At 42.5% G+C, this 20,029-nt stretch carries 10 protein-coding genes; all 10 read right to left on the bottom strand.

Annotated elements, in window-relative coordinates:
- Positions 1–47: 47 nt before the first annotated feature.
- Positions 48–587: a YkvA family protein gene (locus tag AC506A_RS26215; RefSeq protein WP_495463941.1), complete on the bottom strand. Its 540-nt coding sequence runs from the start codon at positions 585–587 to the stop codon at positions 48–50.
- 40 nt (positions 588–627) lie between these two features.
- Entirely contained in the window at positions 628–3,057 is a 2,430-nt protein-coding gene (locus AC506A_RS26210) for a DUF2357 domain-containing protein (protein ID WP_495463940.1), read from the bottom strand.
- Entirely contained in the window at positions 3,029–5,776 is a 2,748-nt protein-coding gene (locus AC506A_RS26205) for an MrcB family domain-containing protein (RefSeq protein WP_495463939.1), read from the bottom strand. Before AC506A_RS26205 ends, AC506A_RS26210 begins: the two co-directional genes overlap by 29 nt.
- 454 nt (positions 5,777–6,230) lie before the next feature.
- A complete protein-coding gene (locus tag AC506A_RS26200; RefSeq protein WP_495463938.1) occupies positions 6,231–8,573 on the bottom strand; it encodes a DUF2726 domain-containing protein in 2,343 nt (780 codons plus the stop codon).
- 105 nt (positions 8,574–8,678) lie between these two features.
- Positions 8,679–10,271 (bottom strand): AIPR family protein, encoded by a 1,593-nt coding sequence (locus tag AC506A_RS26195; protein WP_495463937.1) that lies wholly within the window; start codon positions 10,269–10,271, stop codon positions 8,679–8,681.
- A complete protein-coding gene (locus tag AC506A_RS26190) occupies positions 10,268–10,774 on the bottom strand; it encodes a hypothetical protein (protein ID WP_495463936.1) in 507 nt (168 codons plus the stop codon). The genes AC506A_RS26195 and AC506A_RS26190 overlap by 4 nt, the downstream gene beginning before the upstream one ends.
- Positions 10,775–11,850: 1,076 nt before the next feature.
- A complete protein-coding gene (locus AC506A_RS26185; protein ID WP_495463935.1) occupies positions 11,851–16,296 on the bottom strand; it encodes a coiled-coil domain-containing protein in 4,446 nt (1,481 codons plus the stop codon).
- Positions 16,265–17,038: a DUF6063 family protein gene (locus tag AC506A_RS26180; protein WP_495463934.1), complete on the bottom strand. Its 774-nt coding sequence runs from the start codon at positions 17,036–17,038 to the stop codon at positions 16,265–16,267. The genes AC506A_RS26185 and AC506A_RS26180 overlap by 32 nt, the downstream gene beginning before the upstream one ends.
- Positions 17,025–18,569, bottom strand: coding sequence for a replicative DNA helicase (locus tag AC506A_RS26175; RefSeq protein WP_495463933.1), 1,545 nt, complete (start codon positions 18,567–18,569; stop codon positions 17,025–17,027). Before AC506A_RS26175 ends, AC506A_RS26180 begins: the two co-directional genes overlap by 14 nt.
- Positions 18,554–19,588, bottom strand: coding sequence for a Wadjet anti-phage system protein JetD domain-containing protein (locus tag AC506A_RS26170; protein WP_495463932.1), 1,035 nt, complete (start codon positions 19,586–19,588; stop codon positions 18,554–18,556). Before AC506A_RS26170 ends, AC506A_RS26175 begins: the two co-directional genes overlap by 16 nt.
- Positions 19,589–20,029 lie beyond the last annotated feature (441 nt).

Genomic DNA, 20,029 nt, shown 5'->3' with positions numbered 1-20,029 from the left:
CAACGAAAAAACCACTTCATATCGAAGTGGTTTTCTGCTTTCCTTTATTATTGTGCGAAAAATTGTTCAGCCTTAGCACGATGCTCTTTTGTTATGAAAGCACTAATTGTTTTGTAAGCGATAAATATCGCTGTCCCATCATCCGCAAATCCTGCAATTGGAATAAAGTCAGGAATAACGTCGATCGGAAGAATAAAGTAGGCTAATGCGCTAATCGCTGTCACTTTGGCAGCAGTCGGTGTAGCCGAGTCCATTGCGCAATAGTACATCGAAACAACCTCATTGGAAAAAGGTACTTTTGCCGCATACTTTTTGACTTTTGACCAGAAGCCCTTATTTACATACTTTACTTGCTGATCATGATCACCGATTTTGGAGGTCCACATGCTTGTATCGACTTCTTCGTTAGCAATACTCGAAGGGGCTGTTTCTACCGCGGCAGCAATTTCATCCTCTGAAAATGCGGCCGGAATCACGTCAGCGTCAACCAACTTATCCTTGCAAGCTCCACATAGAGTGGATTTGATTTTTAGTGCTTCCACATTGTTTTTCTGTCCACAATTCGAGCATTCGACGATCATTAGCATGTTTATTCCTCCTTATTTTAAATATTTATAATAATTACCACTATTGGGTTTGGTTCAATCTCTCTGTAATCCTCAATACACGATTAGCCAAATCTACCTGCTCATGATCGAGTTCAACCTTAACCTGGCCCTTACGCCTTTGTTCACGCCACAGTGAGATTTCTTCTTCCGTATCTAGCTTCAACTCCGCGATTTCAACCGCACGATCAAAGACATACTTTGATGTATATAGAAGCGTGTAAATCCCACGTCCCCCAGAAATAATGGGAGCCGCTCGCTTAATCCACTCTTCTACCGTGAACTTCACATAGAGTTTCTCCTCGGTTCCCGCTCTAGCAGGAAACTCGGTAATCTCGCGACGCTTCAAAACTCTCCAATCCTTGACTCTCCCAGACCAATGAATGCCTGACTCTCTTCCACGAGATTCGAACATCTTAACGGATTGATATAGAGCTACATATTCCAGTTGCGTGAGCATTCTATGGTCGGTGATATTTTCGAGTGGCACATAATAGAAACCATGCTTAAGCACATCGTCTAGCTGCTCGACGCCTCGAAGGGAGCCCACAAGCACATTACGTCCACCTAGCTTGTTTTTATAATAATCCTTTGTTCCCTTTGGACGTGTAGATCGCTCATACGCCTTCTCCGGACTATCCATAATAATCTCATCCAGGAAAGCTTCCATAAGCTTCGTAGCATTTGGCAAGAATGGGAATGCCCCAACATTTACGAGCTGAATACTCTTATAGAATCGATGATCTTGAAACTGTTCTTCATTCTGATAAGGAAAAAGCACATAAGCTCCAAACATGCTGCGCTCGAGTTCATTTTCCTGGAGATCTTTGTAAACAATCGCATCTCTATATCGATGCATCGTATTAATATCTGATTCCACTGGTCCTGGTGTCTTGTAATCTCTCTTATAGGGGGTGCCCTCGTACGCAGGATCTAGCCGATATTTGGCATCGAAAATGTACTTGTACACGGTCTTAGAATCATTCTTCTTCAGTGTCAGAACATTATCGGGACGTTGAGAAATGGTCGGTGTCTGCTCTCCTTGTGGCAAAGTATTGTAATACAGCGTGAACACTTCACCGTTCTTCGGATTGCGATAGAGCATCTTAGCCTTCTGCGTTTTATCAAGTGTAACGAATACGCCAGCCCGATTCACCTTAATAATATCTTGCTTTAGCAGCTCATATTTACGGCTCAGCAGGTCATGGATCTTCAGAAAACACCAACATTCATAAAGCTGTGCCAGGTCCTTCATCGATAGATGGAATAAATCACTCTGGATCGATAAGCCTTTCATTAACATGAGATAGTTCCGATAAACCTCACGATATCCTGGGGCCATTTGGAGTACTAGCGAAATCGAGAGTTGCCGCATATCGTTCACCTGTAAAAAATCCAACCCAAGCAGTCTTTGCAAGTGCGATTGCATATCAGTAAGCTGCCGTGATAATAGCGGATCTTTGAGTCTTCCTTTATCAGATATGCGTAACTTCAAATCCTTTAACTTCTGAGCAATGCGCAGAAGTACCCAACGGACGAATCGATTCTCATTCGTGTCGTAATCCACATACCGCTTTGTCTCCATGGCGTGGCTGGGATAATAGCGTTTTCCATTGATGGACACGATCCCCAGCTTATCGTCCTGTTTCAACAAATGAGGATGCTTGGCGAGAAACGCAATGTTCTTCTTACCTGGCTTCCTCACTCGACCGGACTCTACGATTCGATTCTCCGTTTGATGCTTGGTATGCGGTGCACTTTGTATTCTCTCTACGGCTTGAACCAACTGTCCAAACACATGCTTCAGTATCGAGAAAAACTCCGTCAAACTCTGATTTCTAGTTTCCTTCAGACCGGTTAAATGATAAGTTTTGCGCAAGAAATCGAACGAAAGATTATAGATCTGTTGATTCACATCGTTCAAAATCATCTGGTAGTCGCGTTTATAATCCATTTTCACCGGAAAAATCTCAAGCTGCAGCCCCAAAATGACCTGTCCATGTAGCCGAAGCTCCAGATCGGTTAAGCCCACTTCGTTCTGAAAGTTTAATACGCCCGAAAGGATCTGCCCTCTACCCAGCGGTTTAACTGCTTGTCGAATATTCAAATTCTCATGGTAGAAGCTAAGGGGCACATCCCCTTTCTTCTCAATTACGAGCTCATAAGGCTGCGTTTCGAAGAAGAGAGGATACGATGCTCCACCGGGTTGCCATTCAATTAGCTCCCGCTTCTCGGGATTGAACATAAGTATCTTCTCTATCTCCAAAGACGAAGATGGTGATGTTAGATGGAAATGAGCTGGAATGAGTTGATTGTCATCCGTTCTATGAAGCTGAAGCGAATCCACTGTGGGGTGAAACGGCTTACCGTGCAGATACAGAATAAATAGATTCGTCTCAATGCGAAGTAGCTCAGTACTTAAATTAGGAGAGCCAATAGGAGGTGAATCCATCTTCCTCTAACCTCCGCAGCATGAAAGCCAGTTTACGAGCACTAAGTGGATACTTAGCCTCAGCTTCTTGTTCTTTTGCTCTCTTACCGGAATATAGCTCCGATGCATCATCCATTAAATCTTGGATAGGTAATGACTTTCCTAGTGCTTCCTGTAGGAGTTGGAGCAACACTCGTTTTACAGATGAGCTGCTTCCTTGTACACGCGGTAAAAGCTTTTGTAATAGCTGCAGATCGAAAGCTTTATCCTCGCTCATTAATTCAAACTGCTTATTGTAGATCATATAGAAACAGACGGCATCCCTGATACGGAAACCTACGTGAGAATGAACTAGTTCTAAAATTTCGTTTATCTTAACTAACTTCGTCGTAACCTTCTTTACAAGCTCTTCGTTGCGATCATAGGCATCAATTAATTGTAGATACTCGCTTCGTAAGAATGAATTGAACACTCGATCTGGTTTGATTTGATTGCTGAAACCACTAGGGAACTGCTCTAGATTGATATAATTGAACTCAATTGTGTTGGCACGATCTAGCACCTTTTTGCTAAAAGGATGTGTCGTCTCATCCATGTTCACCGTTCCGATGATATACACGTTATCTGGGAGCTCAAGACCGCCGTAGATGGGTTGATCCTCAGTAATCAAACTGTCCTTCTGAATAAGCGGCACTGTGACGATTCTATCGTTTTTCCACTCTTGCGTCTCAATAACGCTGAGCAAGTCACTAAAATAATGCTCAACTCGCGCCAAGTTCATCTCATCCAAGCACACAAAATAAGGCTTGTTTCGATTGCTATCTTTAGAAGCTTCAACCAACACTTCAGCCAATAAGCCTGGTCGGAAAGCACCGGTTAAATCCTTATAACCAAGCAGGTCGGAAGGGTCGCTCCAATCTGGGCGGACCGGGATAAGGTTGAATTGCTTGTTCGCACTTGTTGCACCTAGCGCCTCAGCAAATAACTTCACTAGTTTGGTCTTCCCCGTTCCGGAAACACCAGCAAGTATGACGAAAGGTTTGGTCTTAAGCGATAAGTAGAAGTTCTCAATAAGGTCTTCAGGGAAGTGGAAGCCTTTACTCTCAATATAGGAGCTTATGTAATTAACACGCTCCACTACCGTTAACGTATCTATTGGTTCCACCTCCACCTCAGTTATAAACCGATACTCATCTTTAGACTTGTGAACATATCCAAGCTCTTCTAACCAATTCAACATAAATCGAGAACGATTCACTTGAGTCACTTCGCCCCACTCGTTCTCCATGTTCATGGCGGAGATGAATAAGGATTTGAACTGTTCTAACTTAAATGTGTCGAGTTCCTCAGCAGTTGCAACTCCAAGATTGATACACTTTGTTAGTCGGCTTGCCTGCTCCTCGTTCTCCGAGCTCGACAAGATTGCTCTGACCAGCTGTACTTGTACTGAATTTAGTGACCATATCGTTTGATCAAAGGCTTGATAATACTCTAAGCCCTGAGCGGTGAGAGCGTACTGGCCGTCTTCTATTGCTAACAAACCAAGTTCTTGGAAGGCACGTCCGATGTGCTGGACTCTTTCCTTCGGATTCTTAACCTCATCTCCCGATTTCAGCACCGTTGCTTGATTCACAACTAGTTCATCAAGAGGCACATATCTAGTGTTGTTCTGACCTAGATAATGAATAATACCTTGACCTAAATAGAGATGCGCAATCGTAAAAGTGAAGACTGGCTTCTCTACTTGTGGCTGTTCCTGAAGAACCTTATCCGCATATAGCTTGTAATTATTAACGACATTTTCTAGGTCGGCTAGTAGCTGCGCATCATCAGGAACATGATTACGGCCGTAGCGGATTGACGCGATGATTGCAGCTTGGTAGTCATCTCCTGTACCAGGTACAATATCGTCTTTTTGCATATTTTTAAGAGGCAGATAGCTTCTTATCTCCCCGGATTTTTGCTTGAAATATAGATTAGCCCCTTTTTTCTTATAAAGCCTCTGCGGCTCCGTTACCCCATGTGCAAGCGTAAGATACACAGCACTCATATCTTCAGCGAATAAATAGACAATATATTCTCCACTCTGAATAGATATATTCAGACGCTTGTCTAGAATCGCAATCCAAGGGATACCAACCCAATTCCCTTGACCAATAGAACCTTGTACTTTGTAATTTGGACCAATAAAATCCTGCGAAAGTAAATATTCAGGAATCGTCTTCCTCATCAATGCACCTACAGGATGACTGCCGAATCCTTGCGTCTTGTACTCTAAATAATGATTTAAGATCTGGTCAAATGAATCCTTAATGGAGAACGTCGACGCTGCTTTTAACACGCTATTGTACTCTGCTAACTCGGAATGTGCATATTCCCTCAACTCAGAGAGAGTTTGCTCATTCAACTGTGTCCAAATATGCGACTTAAAGCTAATCGCCTCAGAATTCACTTCTAAGACAGACTTTAGAGCATCGATTGGTGTCAGTAACAACGATTTTGTCTGAGACAAGGTAAAGGAATCCCAACTCTCATTTACTTTCTGGGGTGGGGAGTCAACAACGCTTCCCTCATTTATAGCATTACGATAATACGACAAAAACCGCTCAGCAACAGAGTTGAGCGGTAGGAATTGAAGCTTGGTTTGTTGGTACTCATCTAGAATGGACAAGAATAATACCATTTTATAAGATTTTTGCTTTACTCGAAATATGGAAGCCAGCTCTACTGGAAGTGTCATATCGTTTCGCTCCAAACTTTAATCGACTAGAGTTCAGATTAAGATTCGATATGATAGTGCTAAAGTCCTTCTGGAGGGGTTAGTTGTTAATTGCTATCCTGTCCATTAGGTACCTGTGTAATGATTCGTCTCTGCAATATACAAAACAGCCCCTCATCCCTCTCGACATGAGGATTTAATAAATATTTTTCACTAAACGATTTAGCTGTTCTGGGTTATCTTTGTTCGTTCTCTGCTTTATAGATTAATAACTCAGTAAATCGAATAAACCATAACAAAAAAATCCGTAACCACTCGAATTGTGCTTTTGACTAACCTTCTCATAATCGTTTTGATTATCCATTTTCCCTCAACTTTTCTCTAGACTGCGTTTATTCTGTTAAAGTTAAACTCCAATACTTTAAATAAGGCAACCACGCTTTAATAAGAATCCATTTCCATTACTTCTTTATAATTAATAATACTCATAAAGAATTTTTTTTAATTTTGGCAATTCACTTTTAACTTGCAATGAGATTTTATCGTGACTCATCACTATTATTGGTTCTAATTCCCTAGAGACGGATATGATTAAATCATGCTCTACAATATCCTCAATCTTTGATTTTTGAGCTATCCCTTCCCCGACAATTTTCTTCCATATCTCTTGAATTTGATTAATGTCGTATTGAGAATTAGTGGTCACACCAAATTTCCTTATATCGATTTCTTGAAGCAAGCGACTTTCAATTTGCTCTCGTTGTGTTTCAATGATTAAGTCTTTTGTCGCCTCCTTAATTTGATGCTTCAAGGTCTCAGCTAACATATTGTTATTAAAACGAATTCGGATAAGCGGAATACCACTCATTTTAAAGATATAATTTTTCCATTCGTCACGATTTATTGCAGCCTTATTATCGTGATAAACACTATCTTTTTCAAAAGCAAGTACTGGCGTGTATGTTGAGGTGCTAATTATGGCAAAATCAACATGCGCCATGAATAAGTAATTCATCTGGTCGCCCGAAACGAGCTCTTTTAATTTGTCCACATCAATAATGGTTTTCAAACTAATATTTGGAAAGATGAAATGTTGTGGGAACAATTCAATTAAAACCTTGTACAAATTAATTTCTGATTCATGATAAAAAATAGGTCGATACAAGATTGAATTGTCCACTTTGATAATTTGCCGTTCAAGTTTCGGATCCACGTAATCAGCAATAAGATTTTGAATAATTGGTTCAATCATGAATTTCCCATTACCTTGCTCTTGGATTACTTCGTGTTTTATGAGTTCAGATAAATTACGCCTTACATTCGGTTCACTTTGCTTACTGGCTTGAACAATATCTTCAACTGTTAAGTTTAGTGATGACAATTTATGTATGATAATGAGAATACTTCTTTGATACTTGTTTAGTTTGTTGAAGTAGGTATCTTTGAGTAACTTTGGGCGCTCCTTTTGTTTCTTAAGTATGTCATTAATTCGCTTCACGTTATTGTTAATCGTTTTTTCTTTCGGGCTGAGTTCAAGTGCTTTAGAATAATAATCCAATGCTTTTGCATAATCATTTCTGTAATCCTCATATATTACACCGAGATTATTATAGACCGAACTTGAACTAACATTGTTCTCAACTGCTTCTTCATATACTTTTTGCGCCTGCTCAGAATTTCCTTGCTCTTTTAACGAGTATGCAATTTCAAACCAGATTCTCTTCGATTCAATAATCCCTTTCAGATAAAAATTCGCAAGAATATCATATTGCTTGTTTTCAAATAAAAAGTCCACCGCTGATAAATGAAACCCCATGATCTGTTTAACCTGATCTAGAGATAATGTCAGAATATTATTGCAAGCATTTGTAACTAATTTCAATTTCTTTTTGTCTTCATTATGTGAAATCACATCAAAATAATCTTTCAATAGAGTAAAATTTGATGTACTTAAAGACCACTTATAAACTCTATTTTCTAATTTTATTAATGAATTAATCTGATTTGCCGAAAGGTCGATATCCGAGAAAGATAACTCTTGACCTATTTCCAATTGGATATTTATTAAAAAATGATATAGATCAAAAACTTCACTTGGAATATCAGTTTCATTTGATATTGCCCTCAGCTTTTCAACATACAACAGGTATTTCGAACGACCTTCGAGTTCAAAGTATTGAACGTTATCGTAAAGTAACTTAAGACAACTATGAACATGTCTTTGAAAGGATATTCCCGTTTCGCCTTTCTCCTTCATGACTCCTATGACATCTACATATATTTCATAAAAATTTACATTACGCGGCAAATGGTTTGGCTCTGAATCTGATGGAAAAACCAAAATATGTACTATCTTCTCTGGACAAATCAGTGTCCAGAGCCTTAATAAAGAATCGGATATTGTTGAAGTATTCTTATATTCAAGAAATACTTGAAGTGCAATAAAAAATAAATTGGATGAGTAATCAAATCCATTTTCGGTCTGTGAACGCTCATCTTCAATATATAATTGTATCTCTCTTGCAACAAACTTTTGAAACATCTCAAAAGCCCGATGATATTGTTCCCCAACTACTAATGCACCTTGAACGTAATAGACCAACAAGTAGTCCCAATAATACTGTTCATCTATGAATTCAGGCTTAGTAAATATTGCTTTGTGATTTTCAAGTACATAATCGATTCTTGGTTCCATATTATCATTCAGATAGAATTCATCAATATAAGTTTCAAAATCATCACTATTCCCAAAATCTCTATAATTCTTTTCAGGTTTAAGTATTTGAATAAGCTCTTGAGGTGATTCAGCATTAAACATCTATGACCCTCCTGTTTCCATATTTTAAAAGACGCTGACCTATTGGTATGGTCAGCGACTTAATCATGTTTTTGATCAAGGTCTATTTTACAATCACGGCAGAGATTAAATGTTCACTCTAAAATCTTGTGTATAGTCATGACGACTGTCTAAGCCGTTTCTCTTCAATATCTTCCAGACAGCCTGAGAAGCACTTCTATACAAGTGGGTAGCTCTAAACATATTTGATGTTGAACTATATGATCTATTAAGTCTTAACTCAATTAATAATGAATAGATTTCATTCACTACTTCTTTAATGATTCCTGAATCCAATTTATAAGAACCTTTTAAATCACAGTCAATTGTTATGATTGAACGAGTTGAGTACACAAATACAGGAAATAGATTTTTTAAAGAGAAACTAAAATGTTCTTTTATGGCTTTGTTAATTTCATCCTCGCCTAATTGATTACCTTCGTCATCAATATAGATTTTTTGATAGTATTGCCTGTTTCCTTTAATATTTATTCTCCACTCATTTTCCAAATAACTCTCAGAAAGTTTTTTCTGAATTTCCGTTATAACAAGATCAACTTCATTTCTTATTTCAACAATATCTGGAATAAGAGTCGAAAGGATAGTAAATACACTTAAAACTTTATGATAATCTTGGTGCTTATCATTTGTTAATATCCCAAAAAAGCGCTTGAAAAAATTGTAGACTCTATCTTTGTGATTACCATAACTCGCAATAAACGCGTCTACATCTTGTTGTTCATTATTCATTACTAAAGTAGTGGGAAGAATTGCACGGAACATTTCTAGTACGTGTATAATTTTATACTTATTTTTAGCTTCAAATCGATCATAAAATAAGTGAACAAATTCCACTTTATATAATGAGTTCGGATTATGATTTACACATAAAAACATTTTTTCTAATATATCATTATATTTAGTGCCGAATTGATCGCCAGCTTTTACATTTTGAGTGTCATTATTGGCTTCAGCAATGCTCATACCAAGATCGGTTAAGTATTCGTCTTCATTATCTAACTCGTTTTTGTTATTAGATGAAGGTGGTATTTTGTCTATTAATATTATTCTTACACTCAATGGCAACATTAATATTTCATCAAATGTAATTTCATTAAATTTTTCAAGTGAAATTTTATTTTCAGACTTTTGAATCCAATTCACTACACTATTCACACTATCGATAGTAATAGAACTCAGTTGCTCAACAGCATCTGTTGGAAACACTTCTTTAATAAATTCGTACCAAGTATCAGATTTACCTATTTTTTTATGTACTTCAGAACGTGATCTCTTAGTTTGGTAAGCTTTCAATAAAGCTAAAATTCTAAGAATTGTAACTGTTTGAAGTCCATTCACCAGACATGCATCTTCAAATTCTATATTTCCATCACTATCATATTCAACACCAATTGCTGTAAGCGTAATCCCTTGATTATGAGCAGTAAAATTTATGTTGAAGTTATCCAATAAATGTTTAAGTATTTTTTGATTTGTCGAACTTTTCATGCCCTGAAACTCTCTTGGATTAGATCCTGCTGCACTTTCCTTGTATGAGACAGTCAGCAAGTACATTAGAAAGGTAGTCGATTGAATAAATGCATTATTTTCAATTAATTTTAAAGACCCCATCTGTACTTTGGATAAATCATGTTGAACTTCTGGACTGGCAATAATCATTCTCCCACCCCTAATCGGAATTTTATAAAGTAATATGGATTCGAGACAAACTGTACAAATTCATTACCATGAATGATTTGACAATCGACTTTGCTGAATCTACAAAGTTGAGTATCAATAGGCTGTCCAATCAACGGTGCTACCAATAGAAATATTACTTTTCTATTTTCAGTACGATAAGTATCTGCCACTTCACTAAGTATCATTTCACCGAAAAATGCTTTGGTTTGTTTCAACCTAAGTGGCTGTCTCCACCACTTAAGCTGACCAATATATGTTATATCATCGCTTAGTATTGTAAAGTCCACACCATCATCTGATGCATTGGAGTGATTTGTTGTTGTGAGGTTCTCTATCCTTGAACGCCTCAACTTCTGGACGAAAAAACTTTCTTCATCTAGTCCAGATATTAGTCTTTCATTTTCCAATTCTATGATTCTTTTTTGTACAAAAAGAGGAAATTTCAACAAATTTATTCCATACAATTCTATTACTTTGGACATTCGCGTCCCTCCAATTATCCAAAAGAACCCTTTGTTTGGATAATAACACCCAAGGAATTTATTGTCAATATATTAATATATTACTTTTTTTAGGAATTATTAAGTGACTTTGTTACATTATAGCGAATTAAGTCGAATTGCATAGCTATCCATCAGTTCTCTTAGAATCCTTCCATGGGAGTAATATTTTTTGGTTGTATAATCAATATTACGTAATATGTAAAAAGCCATCGCTCAATCAATGAGCAATGGCTTTTTTTGATTTTTAATTATAGCCTTAAGTTCCTGAATTGAATACGTAACAGGCTTTCGTTATGAAGCATAGCATGGCAGTTAAGGCATCCTGCGCCTTTTGAACACTTAGATAAAACCACAGTTTTATGTAACCAAGGCACATTCATTGGCTTACGTCAATATGCCAACGCAAATGTGCCTATTTTTCATCGACTTTCTGTGATAGTTTTGTTATAACCTTAACGTGAGCATCAGCGACCCCCTGAAGAAGCCAACAATATCATTGCACCTTGGATTTCATTCAGGTACACCATCGATCAACAACCTATCAAGCGAAATGCAAGGAAAGTTACGAGCTTAACTTCAATGCATGTGCATTAACTTTTTCACTAGGCACTGGGTTGGGGCAAAGCAAAGGACACTTTCTATAGCCACCTTCAATCGAGCTTACGAAAAAAAAAAGAAGCAGGACTTACCCCGCTCCGTTGCCGTAACGCCAATACACCTCAACTTTTGTCTTTCCTGACCAACAATGAGCAACACTCAACATGCACCGTATGCGGGCAAACACCGCACTATTTACCCTTCTGTTATAGTACCATAACTTCGCAAATAACCAAGGAATGTAGACACGGTTTATGCTACGTCATCTTGATTCATAATGGTTTAACATCGTGTTTCACATCAAATTCACATCATTACCATCATCGAGGAATGAACGACTTGCCACTTTACTAATGTTGTAATTTCAGGTATCCCAGGTTCAATTGTGCTCGACCGCGGCTATCGCGAACGGAGTTCAGCCCCTCTTCCACCGTGATGGCATGAAAGACCGGGCTTCCCTAAAATAACTCAATCTGCTTCAATTCGCCAATGCGGTCGAGTGACTCCGGTGAATGGTCGCGGAAATAGGCCTGCTGAATCTTCTGCGTTGAATCGATGATTTGCTTGCCTGAGTCGCCAGCGACAGACCGCAGGCGGCAACTGTACACAACTGGGAAATAATCCTGCAGAAATTTCCCTTCCACATGCGCGGTTAGTGCGATAATCTGAAACCCTAGCTGCTCTGCGATGTAGAACACTGGGCCTAACACGTGGTCGCTTGACGCTTTGCCAAAAGGATTATCCATGATGACTGTACGGTGACGCTTCATCTGGCTATGGATATGCTGTCGCTTCTCTGCCACATAGTTGAGAATACCGAGGAACAACGTCATATTCTTGCTCCATTTCTCGCCGCCGGACCAGCGGTTTGATTCCTCCCACGAATACGTTGCACCCGTCACCTGCTGATCATTAGTTACCTTGCGGCAGCTAATCCGTATCGCTCCCTGCTGGAATACTTTCTGCAGAAGCTGCTTTGCGTCGAGCCATTTGTCCAAATCCCTGCGAACCGTTGATGTCTGCTCCTCTCCCTGCTCGCCCTTATATTTGGCGCTGTCCAGCTGCGAGATGATCCACTCGATATGTGTGCGGATACGCTCTTTGCCTTCCTGTTCATCCCATTCCGGAATGTGAAACACATATATTTCTTTATTTCCAGTCTCCGTGCGTACCCTTGTTTTCTTCGGCAAGTCTCTTAGCTCCTGTGTAATCTGTTTCAAATGTGCCTGAATATGCGCAATATACTGCTGGAGCTTCTGATCCTCAGTCTGCAAACGTAGCTCCGCGATATGGTTCGCCTTTAGGATGCTTGTCTCCATCATCGTTTCGAATTCAATCAACTCCGCATAGCTCTCCTTGACATCGACGCCGCGCTCAGCCATCTCTCTCAGCTTCACATCCTGCACCTGCTTGCCGCAAAAGTCTTTAAATCGTTGTCTATTGGTCGCAACCCGCTTCCGTTCCTCTGTAATCAAGTTCAGCTGACGCTCTAATCGCTCAATTGCATCACGACTCCGCGACTCGAGTTGATATGACAGCTTGCTGGCCGACTCGAAGCTTAATTCCAACAAGTCGAGATTAGGATCATCCAACTTATGCACCCTAACATAGCTATTCCAAAGCTGTAGGACGACGTGAATTTCCTGCAAACCGCTCTCTGCAGAATGGAGAAGCCGATCCAGCTCCTTCCTCTCCTCCTCTAACGTCCTACGTTCTTGTTCTTGCTCCACCTGCACACGACTGAGCGTTTCTTGAAAAACCAGCGGTTGCTCCGAGTCGAACGCTTCCGCATACTGCCGGACAAGTGTCGCAACTTCCGTTTGTTGCTTAAGAAGCGCCCGTTCTTGATCAGACAATTCCTTGCTCACTTTATCAAGTCGCTGCTCCAGCTCACGGACTTCTATCAGTACTTTCTTCAAGCGCGACTCCACATGCACAGGTAGCTCAAGCTCTGTCAACAAATCCATATGCTCATCTTGCAGACGATTCATCTCACGAACTGATGCATCTCGCCTCTCTTCCTGGTGACGTAGATCCAACTCTAGCTCAGAGCGTTCCTTCATAATACGATGCCGTTGCCGATCCAAATCCTTGCGTTCTTCCCGCAATCGACTGATAGACTCGTCCGTCACCAGCGGCACACAACCGCTGACTTCCGCATATATGTCGTCCTCCTGCTGACGCTGCAGCTTGCCAAGCACATCGCTGAGCTCGATTCGCCGCTGATTGAGCTCCCGCTCCAGCTCCTCCAGTCTGCGCTCCCAGCTCACGACTGCTCGTTTTGCCCGAAGCATGCTCTCGTGAACGGGCTGCAGCTCCCGTGTAAGCATCGTAAGCTGTTTCTCCAGCCTCACATACAGATACCCCTGCTCCAGCCGGTTCTCGACATGCTGCTGCTGTTGGGCATTTAGCCTAAAAGCAGCATGAAGCTCGTCCTTATGACGATCTAACTGATAAAGCTCCTTATTCATGTAGCTGATCCGCTCTGCTAGACGAAGCTGCCGATCAGACAGCAGCGCAAGCTTCCGTTCCAACTCCTGTACACTTGCCAAAGGATACACAGTAAAAAATGACAACAGCAGTTTCTGAGCATCCCGCCACCTATCGATCTCCCTTTCCTTCTCTTTCCGCTTCTGTGCAGCCTCCTCGGCAGCTCCCCCAGCTGTTCGCTTCCATTCAGCAAATTGTCCTGCATCCTGCAGTGGTTGCCAATGGGCAGGTTCAACCCACTGCTCCCTCGTTTCCGCTGTGCGCTGCTGCACCACCAACTCTGAATCGCCTCGACTCGCCAGCTCCCTCGCCTCGTACGTCGATAAGACGCGAATTGGATATTGTAACTGATCCGCTGCATCTGCCAGCTTTCGCTGTAAGAGTGGCTTCTCCTGAACTGTCGTCACCAGCGACACAGCCCATAGTTCATGGGCACCCGACCGAGCTGTATTCGCCGCATACTGCACGCCGATTTCCAGCATGGAGAACTGATTACTCCACTGTTGGACAAGCTTCGCCGCTTGCGGATCAGCGAAAAACACCTGCTGTTCGTCATAATCATCCACATAACGGAAAGCAATCCGCTCCTTATACAGAAGCTGCAGCTTCTGCTGCAATCGGCGCTCGATTTCCTCCTCTACCTGCTCTACAAGAGAGCTCATCTTCTCATGAACAGAACCTAGACGCTCCCATGACGGGCGAAGAAGCGACAACTGCGTCCTCACCTGTTGATGCTCCAGTTCATAACGCTCCTGTTGTCCTAGTAGGGTCGTGAGCTCCGCTTTCATGTTTAATTGATCGTCAGCCGCTTCCTTCCATTGCCGCTGCAGCTCTCCCTTCTTCCGCTCAACTTCTTGCAACTTCCGCTGGTACTCCAAGCACTCTTCCTCCAGCTGTCGTTGTTCCTCTAGCCACAGAGGCAGCTCATCTTCTACGGATTGCGACTGAAAATTGCTTAGAATACGCCGAGCAATGTCGTCCTTCTGCTCTTGTTTTTCCTGCTGCTGCCCCTCGATGCTAGCGATCTTCACCAACAACTGCTCGTGCTCCTTAGCAGCCGCCTCTTTTCCATCCACAGCCTCTCGCTTTTGAATCTTAAGCTCGCTAGCCGCTCTCTCTATACTCCGCTGAAGTTCAATTAGTCGCTCCTCCTCCTGCATAAACAACGCCCTCAGCTTGCTGCCATTGCGTTCCCACAAGCGTTGCAACTCCTGCTCATCCTGGGACTGTGCCAGCCGACCAATCTGCTCATTCAAATAAACAAGTTTAGCTTCCACTTCCCGCAGCTTCTCCCGGTGCTCCGCAAATTGAAGCGAGTAATAGTGCCGCCTCACCACAGACACCTGATCCTCCAGCTTCTCTTTCTCGTTCGCAATCTCATACAGCGCTGTCTCTAGTACTCCTTCCGACTGGCGCTCCCCTGCAATACGCAAAGAAGCCACCTTCTTGCGCCACAGCGTGTTTCTGTGCTGCCATTCGGCCATACGACCGTGCAGCCTGACCTGCTCAGACTCCTGCTCTTGCTTCTGGTTCGTAGCAAATTGCAAATAAGTCTTCGCTTCCTTTTGTAAATCACTGTATTCAAGTTGCCGAAGGTAGAGCTTCTCATATCCCACCACGTATTTATTCAGCTCGGAGAGGATGCGGCGATTCTCTTCGATTTTTTCCCGCAGCTCCTTATACTGCTTGAAGCCCTCGCGCTGCACCTGGAACAAATCTATGAAAGTCCCTTGCTTGAAGCCCTCCATTGAATCCTCAATCGTCGGAATTAATAATCGATCAACCAGCTGCGATGTCGTCTTGCATTCATCAAAGAATGCCTCAATCCCGCCTTCATTCGAATTAATCTTCACAATCTCTTTCCATTCGGAAGGAATAATGTGGAACTCCAGCTCTATATATTCGTGAAAGCCTTTTATCGTATCAAACGTTTTTGCCAGCAGCGGATGCCTCTGGATCATCGACTGATAGTACTCCTGAATTTCGCCCTTCTCCGTAACCCTTTCCTTCCCGCCACTGCTCTCCTTCGTAAAAGGAAGCTTACCAAGGGCATAATCATCATTCTCCGAATATTCGTACACATACCGTAGGGAATCAAGCCCGGTGGAGCTCATAAACAAGCTGACACACGTCACCGCGTACCTGCGACGCGGCTTCTCGGCAAGCAGCCATTCGATGGCAACGTGGGCAGGCCCGTTCTCAAGCGAAAGCGTGTCCTTCATCTTGCGACCCGCCACCTCTTCGTGCGGTAACACGGCCTGAATCGCCGTCTGGATAAACACCGTTTTTCCGCCGCCATTTTCAAGAACAATCGCCCCGTTATGCCCGTCAAAATAAAAAACCGAATTGTTGTAGCGCTTCGCCCCGCCTTCATACACCACATTAGTAAACCTGATCTTTGATATGGCTGGCATCTGGCTCGACCTCCTTCTTGTGCGCCTTCTCTAATCCGTATAAAAATTCCAATATACCTCGGTTATATTCCAACTCCATGTAATAGCGCTGCACGACGATTTTCGCCTTTTCCGTTAGATCGATTTCGTCCGGTCCCATTTGCTTGACAAGCTCCTGCTCCAGCAAAAATCGTCTCACCGTATCCATGAAGCTCATCCTACTTATTGTCGCACCACTCTGGCGCTTCGCCGTTTCCTTCACATCGTCCATCGCTTCCCACTTCTCAATGATATCGGCCCAATGGTACGAATACTCTTGACTAAATGACTTCAATTCCTCTGCGGAATGCTCTTTAAGGCTATCTATTCTCGTCTGGACAAGCGACATCCATTCCTCAATCATAAGAAAGTTGCGCGTTGGCTCCGTCGTCTGATAGCTGTCATAGAACGCGCCAATTAAAACGATAATGATCACATACATCAGATACAAATCCGCATTGACAGCGCTCCCACGCAAATTCATTCTTTTTAAAGTATCATTGCTCATATGAAAAGGCGATAGCCTCGCCAGCGGAATCATATACAACTGATCACCTGCCGCCAGCGTAACGCATTCCACTTCGGAGGCGTATTGATTCAACAGACCACGAACCCGGTCATCCGCCTCCACCTGTAGAAGGCTATCTTTATCCGCCACACCGTTTCTAGCCAGTATCGTGTAAATGCGGAACGCCTTCATCACCTCATCATTACTGTAGTTCATCCGGCTCACCTCCTAGTCGAATCGTCATCTCTTGGATCGAATACCGATCACTTACTTGGATTAGACCATCCGCCTCCTGCACCTTCAACGTCTGACCTTTCAGCACATCTGTTAATGCCTCATACAGCCCGCGTTGCGTATCCTCTATATCTTCACCCGGTGCCAATGCGCGTATCGGACTACGCTGATGGGCAATCATCCAGAAGTCGTAAAAGTACCTTCTACCCGTCATGTCCTCATACCCATTCTGTTGCAAATAGTCGATAAATTCACTGAGAAGTACTTCAGAACGGCTACGATCACGGAGACAAACTAACAAAGCGTCAAGCATCTGGCAAAAACGCTGCTTCCTTCGCAGAACAAATGTGGAATCACCGTGCTCTTCTCCCATCTCCAGAAAGCTATCCTGCGCTGGCTCCCCTTCTTCTCCGCTAGCAATTTGCTGCTTGTCAAATACGGTCAATAGGGACCACTGCTTCTTCTGCTCGACCTTCAAAAAAGGCGTGAGCACTCCCTTCATAGCCTCAATAGGAAGCGGTGTACCAAACACGAACGATACGATGTCCTGCTCGAAATTAAACGCATTCATTCCCGTATAATACAGCGATTCCTTTGCTGCTCGTAAAGCATGCGACTCCAGCTCCATGCTGCGCTGCAGCAGAAGAGTATGTTCGTTATGCACCTTCTCGAGTTCAACGCCAATTCTTACGATCAGCTCGTAAGGACGTTGCTGCTTCAGCTGCTCCCGCTCTGCATATATGCGATTTCTTGTCTCCTTCACGAACTCCCTCAGTTCATTAAACTCCTCATTCTCCCGCTTCAAGCGCATATAAATATCCTCAAGCAAAGAGCTATACCGATTCAGCGTTTCCTCCGATACAATACTCCGTTTGATCTCATGCTCCAGCGCATGTATACGGTCCTGCAGCGTCTCTACGTCCACATGCATCTCATCGATTTGACGGAGAGCCCCTTGGAACTCTCCCTTTTCCAACTGCTTGCGAAGCAGTAACTGATGGATGGATAGCTGAAATTCCAGATAAAATTCCTTCGTCGCGAATACGAGCTCCAGCCCGTCCTCATCAAGTGCGTAATACTGTGTATTACTTTGAGAATCGTACGAATCCGTTCGCAGGATAGAGGTATACACAATCTCCTCTTTTCCCGTTCCTATATGATAAAAAGCAAATTCACGCTTACGGCCAGAGGCCGGACGGAATACTTGAATGATTTTGCGGGCAATATCCTCTAACTCTTCATGATCTAGCGTATAATGCTCGGAGATGGCGGATGCAAGGAAGTTAACGAAATCCTTCACACTCGTTTTCCGGCTGCGAAGCAGCTTCTTTTCGAAAAAAAACAACAGAGCGAGAAGCCCCAGCTCCATCATCGCTACCGGCTTGTCATGCTTATCCGTCTTCCTTAGCCGTTCAAGCTCGAATAATGGATCGAATAGAGCTATCTTCGTCATCCGTTCCTGAAATCCAGATAGCATCTCGCTAACTTCCAATGAATTTAGATGCTGTTCCAAACCGCTGACCTCCCTATGTTCATCAGCTCTTCGCTCTTTAGCGTCTCCTGTGGGATATAATAGCCATTTCTTAAATACCACTCCAACCGATCCGCCATTTCTACAGTGAAGCAACTCATGAAAGCCTTGAGCGCCATTTCATTCAATCGATGATTTTCTTTTCCGCATACAGCCGGCTTATCCATACATGCTTTATAAAAGGGAAACGCAAGCTGCACCGAATATTTATTTTGCAGATCATACCAAATCAAGATACCTTCCAGATCAATGTCACCGAAATAGGTAAACAGGTGCTCTCCACTGCGAACTGGATATTGCAGCCGAAATATCCCCATGTTGCCCACAATCTTGCGACCACAGCCATAAATCAAAGTGGAGAAGGGCGTCTCAGACAAGCCTGCAAGCAAACCTTGAAAAGTCGTCTTGTTCTCCACAATTAGGTGTAAGTGTCGCTCTCGTTCGAATGGGATAGACGGATTAACCGCCATCATAAGCGGGTCGCTGACAGGTATAACGAGTAATCGATCCCATAATCCAATCCGTTCCAGCAGCGCTTGTCCTCCCTTGTCCGTAATCCACTTCTCATCTCCAACCAGTTCGAAGCTTCGCTCCGGAGGTGGGGCTTCCTTCGTCGGAAGAGAAGACCCCTTTAGGTAGGAATCAACACGCTCTATATAGGTCATATCCTCAATCCACACAGCCTCACTAAGCCCGTAATAGGCATCGAGATTAATAAGTGGATGCAGCTTCAATCCGGATATTTGCAGTAGTTTTACGTGATCCTCTTGTAATCTATGTCTGCGAATACGATATTGATAGGCTAGCTGAATCGGCTTCCCATTCCTGCCATGAGATTTTACAGCTTCGATAACTCCCGCCTGCTCCAACTGGATCACAGCCCCTGCAAACGCTTCATAATCCACCCGTTCTCCAGAGAATAGCCTCTCTAGCTCTACCAGTTCTATCGTGGACTTTTTATAGTTTCGAATAGCCTCTACCAGCACGGATCTGATTTCCATGATCATCCTCCCCAAGTCCTTACTTATTCCAAGGATTACATTATAATACATAGTAGTATAATAACATTCGCCAAGGTTTACTGGGTAGCCAGTCACAACTAGGTGGAACACTTAGTTCAATGGACCGATTAATTCTGCTCCTGCGATGGTCTTCGAGAACAATGGCGCATATGTAAGAGGTCCCTCACTCATCGGCTGCATAAGCAGCATAGACTCCCCGATTGTAACAAACTAGGTAAAAAAAAAGAGCTGCATGACTCCAATGGAAGTCATCCAGCAAACATAAGTAGATTTACGATATATGGTTTCAGATTGTTGAAGTTACCAAGGAGAACTTCAACGCCGAAGTCTTTAAGAATAGAACCATCAATGCCGCTGTAATTTAGGCAATTAGTGGCCCTTGTAAAAGCCTTACAGTGACGTGACTGGCTATGATCTCCA

This window comes from Paenibacillus sp. N22P23 (assembly GCF_059383735.1).
Note: the sequence above shows the minus strand (reverse complement) of the source record. Positions and strands in the feature narration are given on the sequence as shown.

Bases quoted from the DNA above. Each gene is read 5' to 3' on its own strand.
- AC506A_RS26215 (WP_495463941.1), bottom strand. From the start codon at position 587: ATGCTAATGATCGTCGAATGCTCGAATTGTGGACAGAAAAACAATGTG.
- AC506A_RS26210 (WP_495463940.1), bottom strand. From the start codon at position 3,057: ATGGATTCACCTCCTATTGGCTCTCCTAATTTAAGTACTGAGCTACTT.
- AC506A_RS26205 (WP_495463939.1), bottom strand. From the start codon at position 5,776: ATGACACTTCCAGTAGAGCTGGCTTCCATATTTCGAGTAAAGCAAAAA.
- AC506A_RS26200 (WP_495463938.1), bottom strand. From the start codon at position 8,573: ATGTTTAATGCTGAATCACCTCAAGAGCTTATTCAAATACTTAAACCT.
- AC506A_RS26195 (WP_495463937.1), bottom strand. From the start codon at position 10,271: ATGATTATTGCCAGTCCAGAAGTTCAACATGATTTATCCAAAGTACAG.
- AC506A_RS26190 (WP_495463936.1), bottom strand. From the start codon at position 10,774: ATGTCCAAAGTAATAGAATTGTATGGAATAAATTTGTTGAAATTTCCT.
- AC506A_RS26185 (WP_495463935.1), bottom strand. From the start codon at position 16,296: ATGCCAGCCATATCAAAGATCAGGTTTACTAATGTGGTGTATGAAGGC.
- AC506A_RS26180 (WP_495463934.1), bottom strand. From the start codon at position 17,038: ATGAACTACAGTAATGATGAGGTGATGAAGGCGTTCCGCATTTACACG.
- AC506A_RS26170 (WP_495463932.1), bottom strand. From the start codon at position 19,588: ATGGAAATCAGATCCGTGCTGGTAGAGGCTATTCGAAACTATAAAAAG.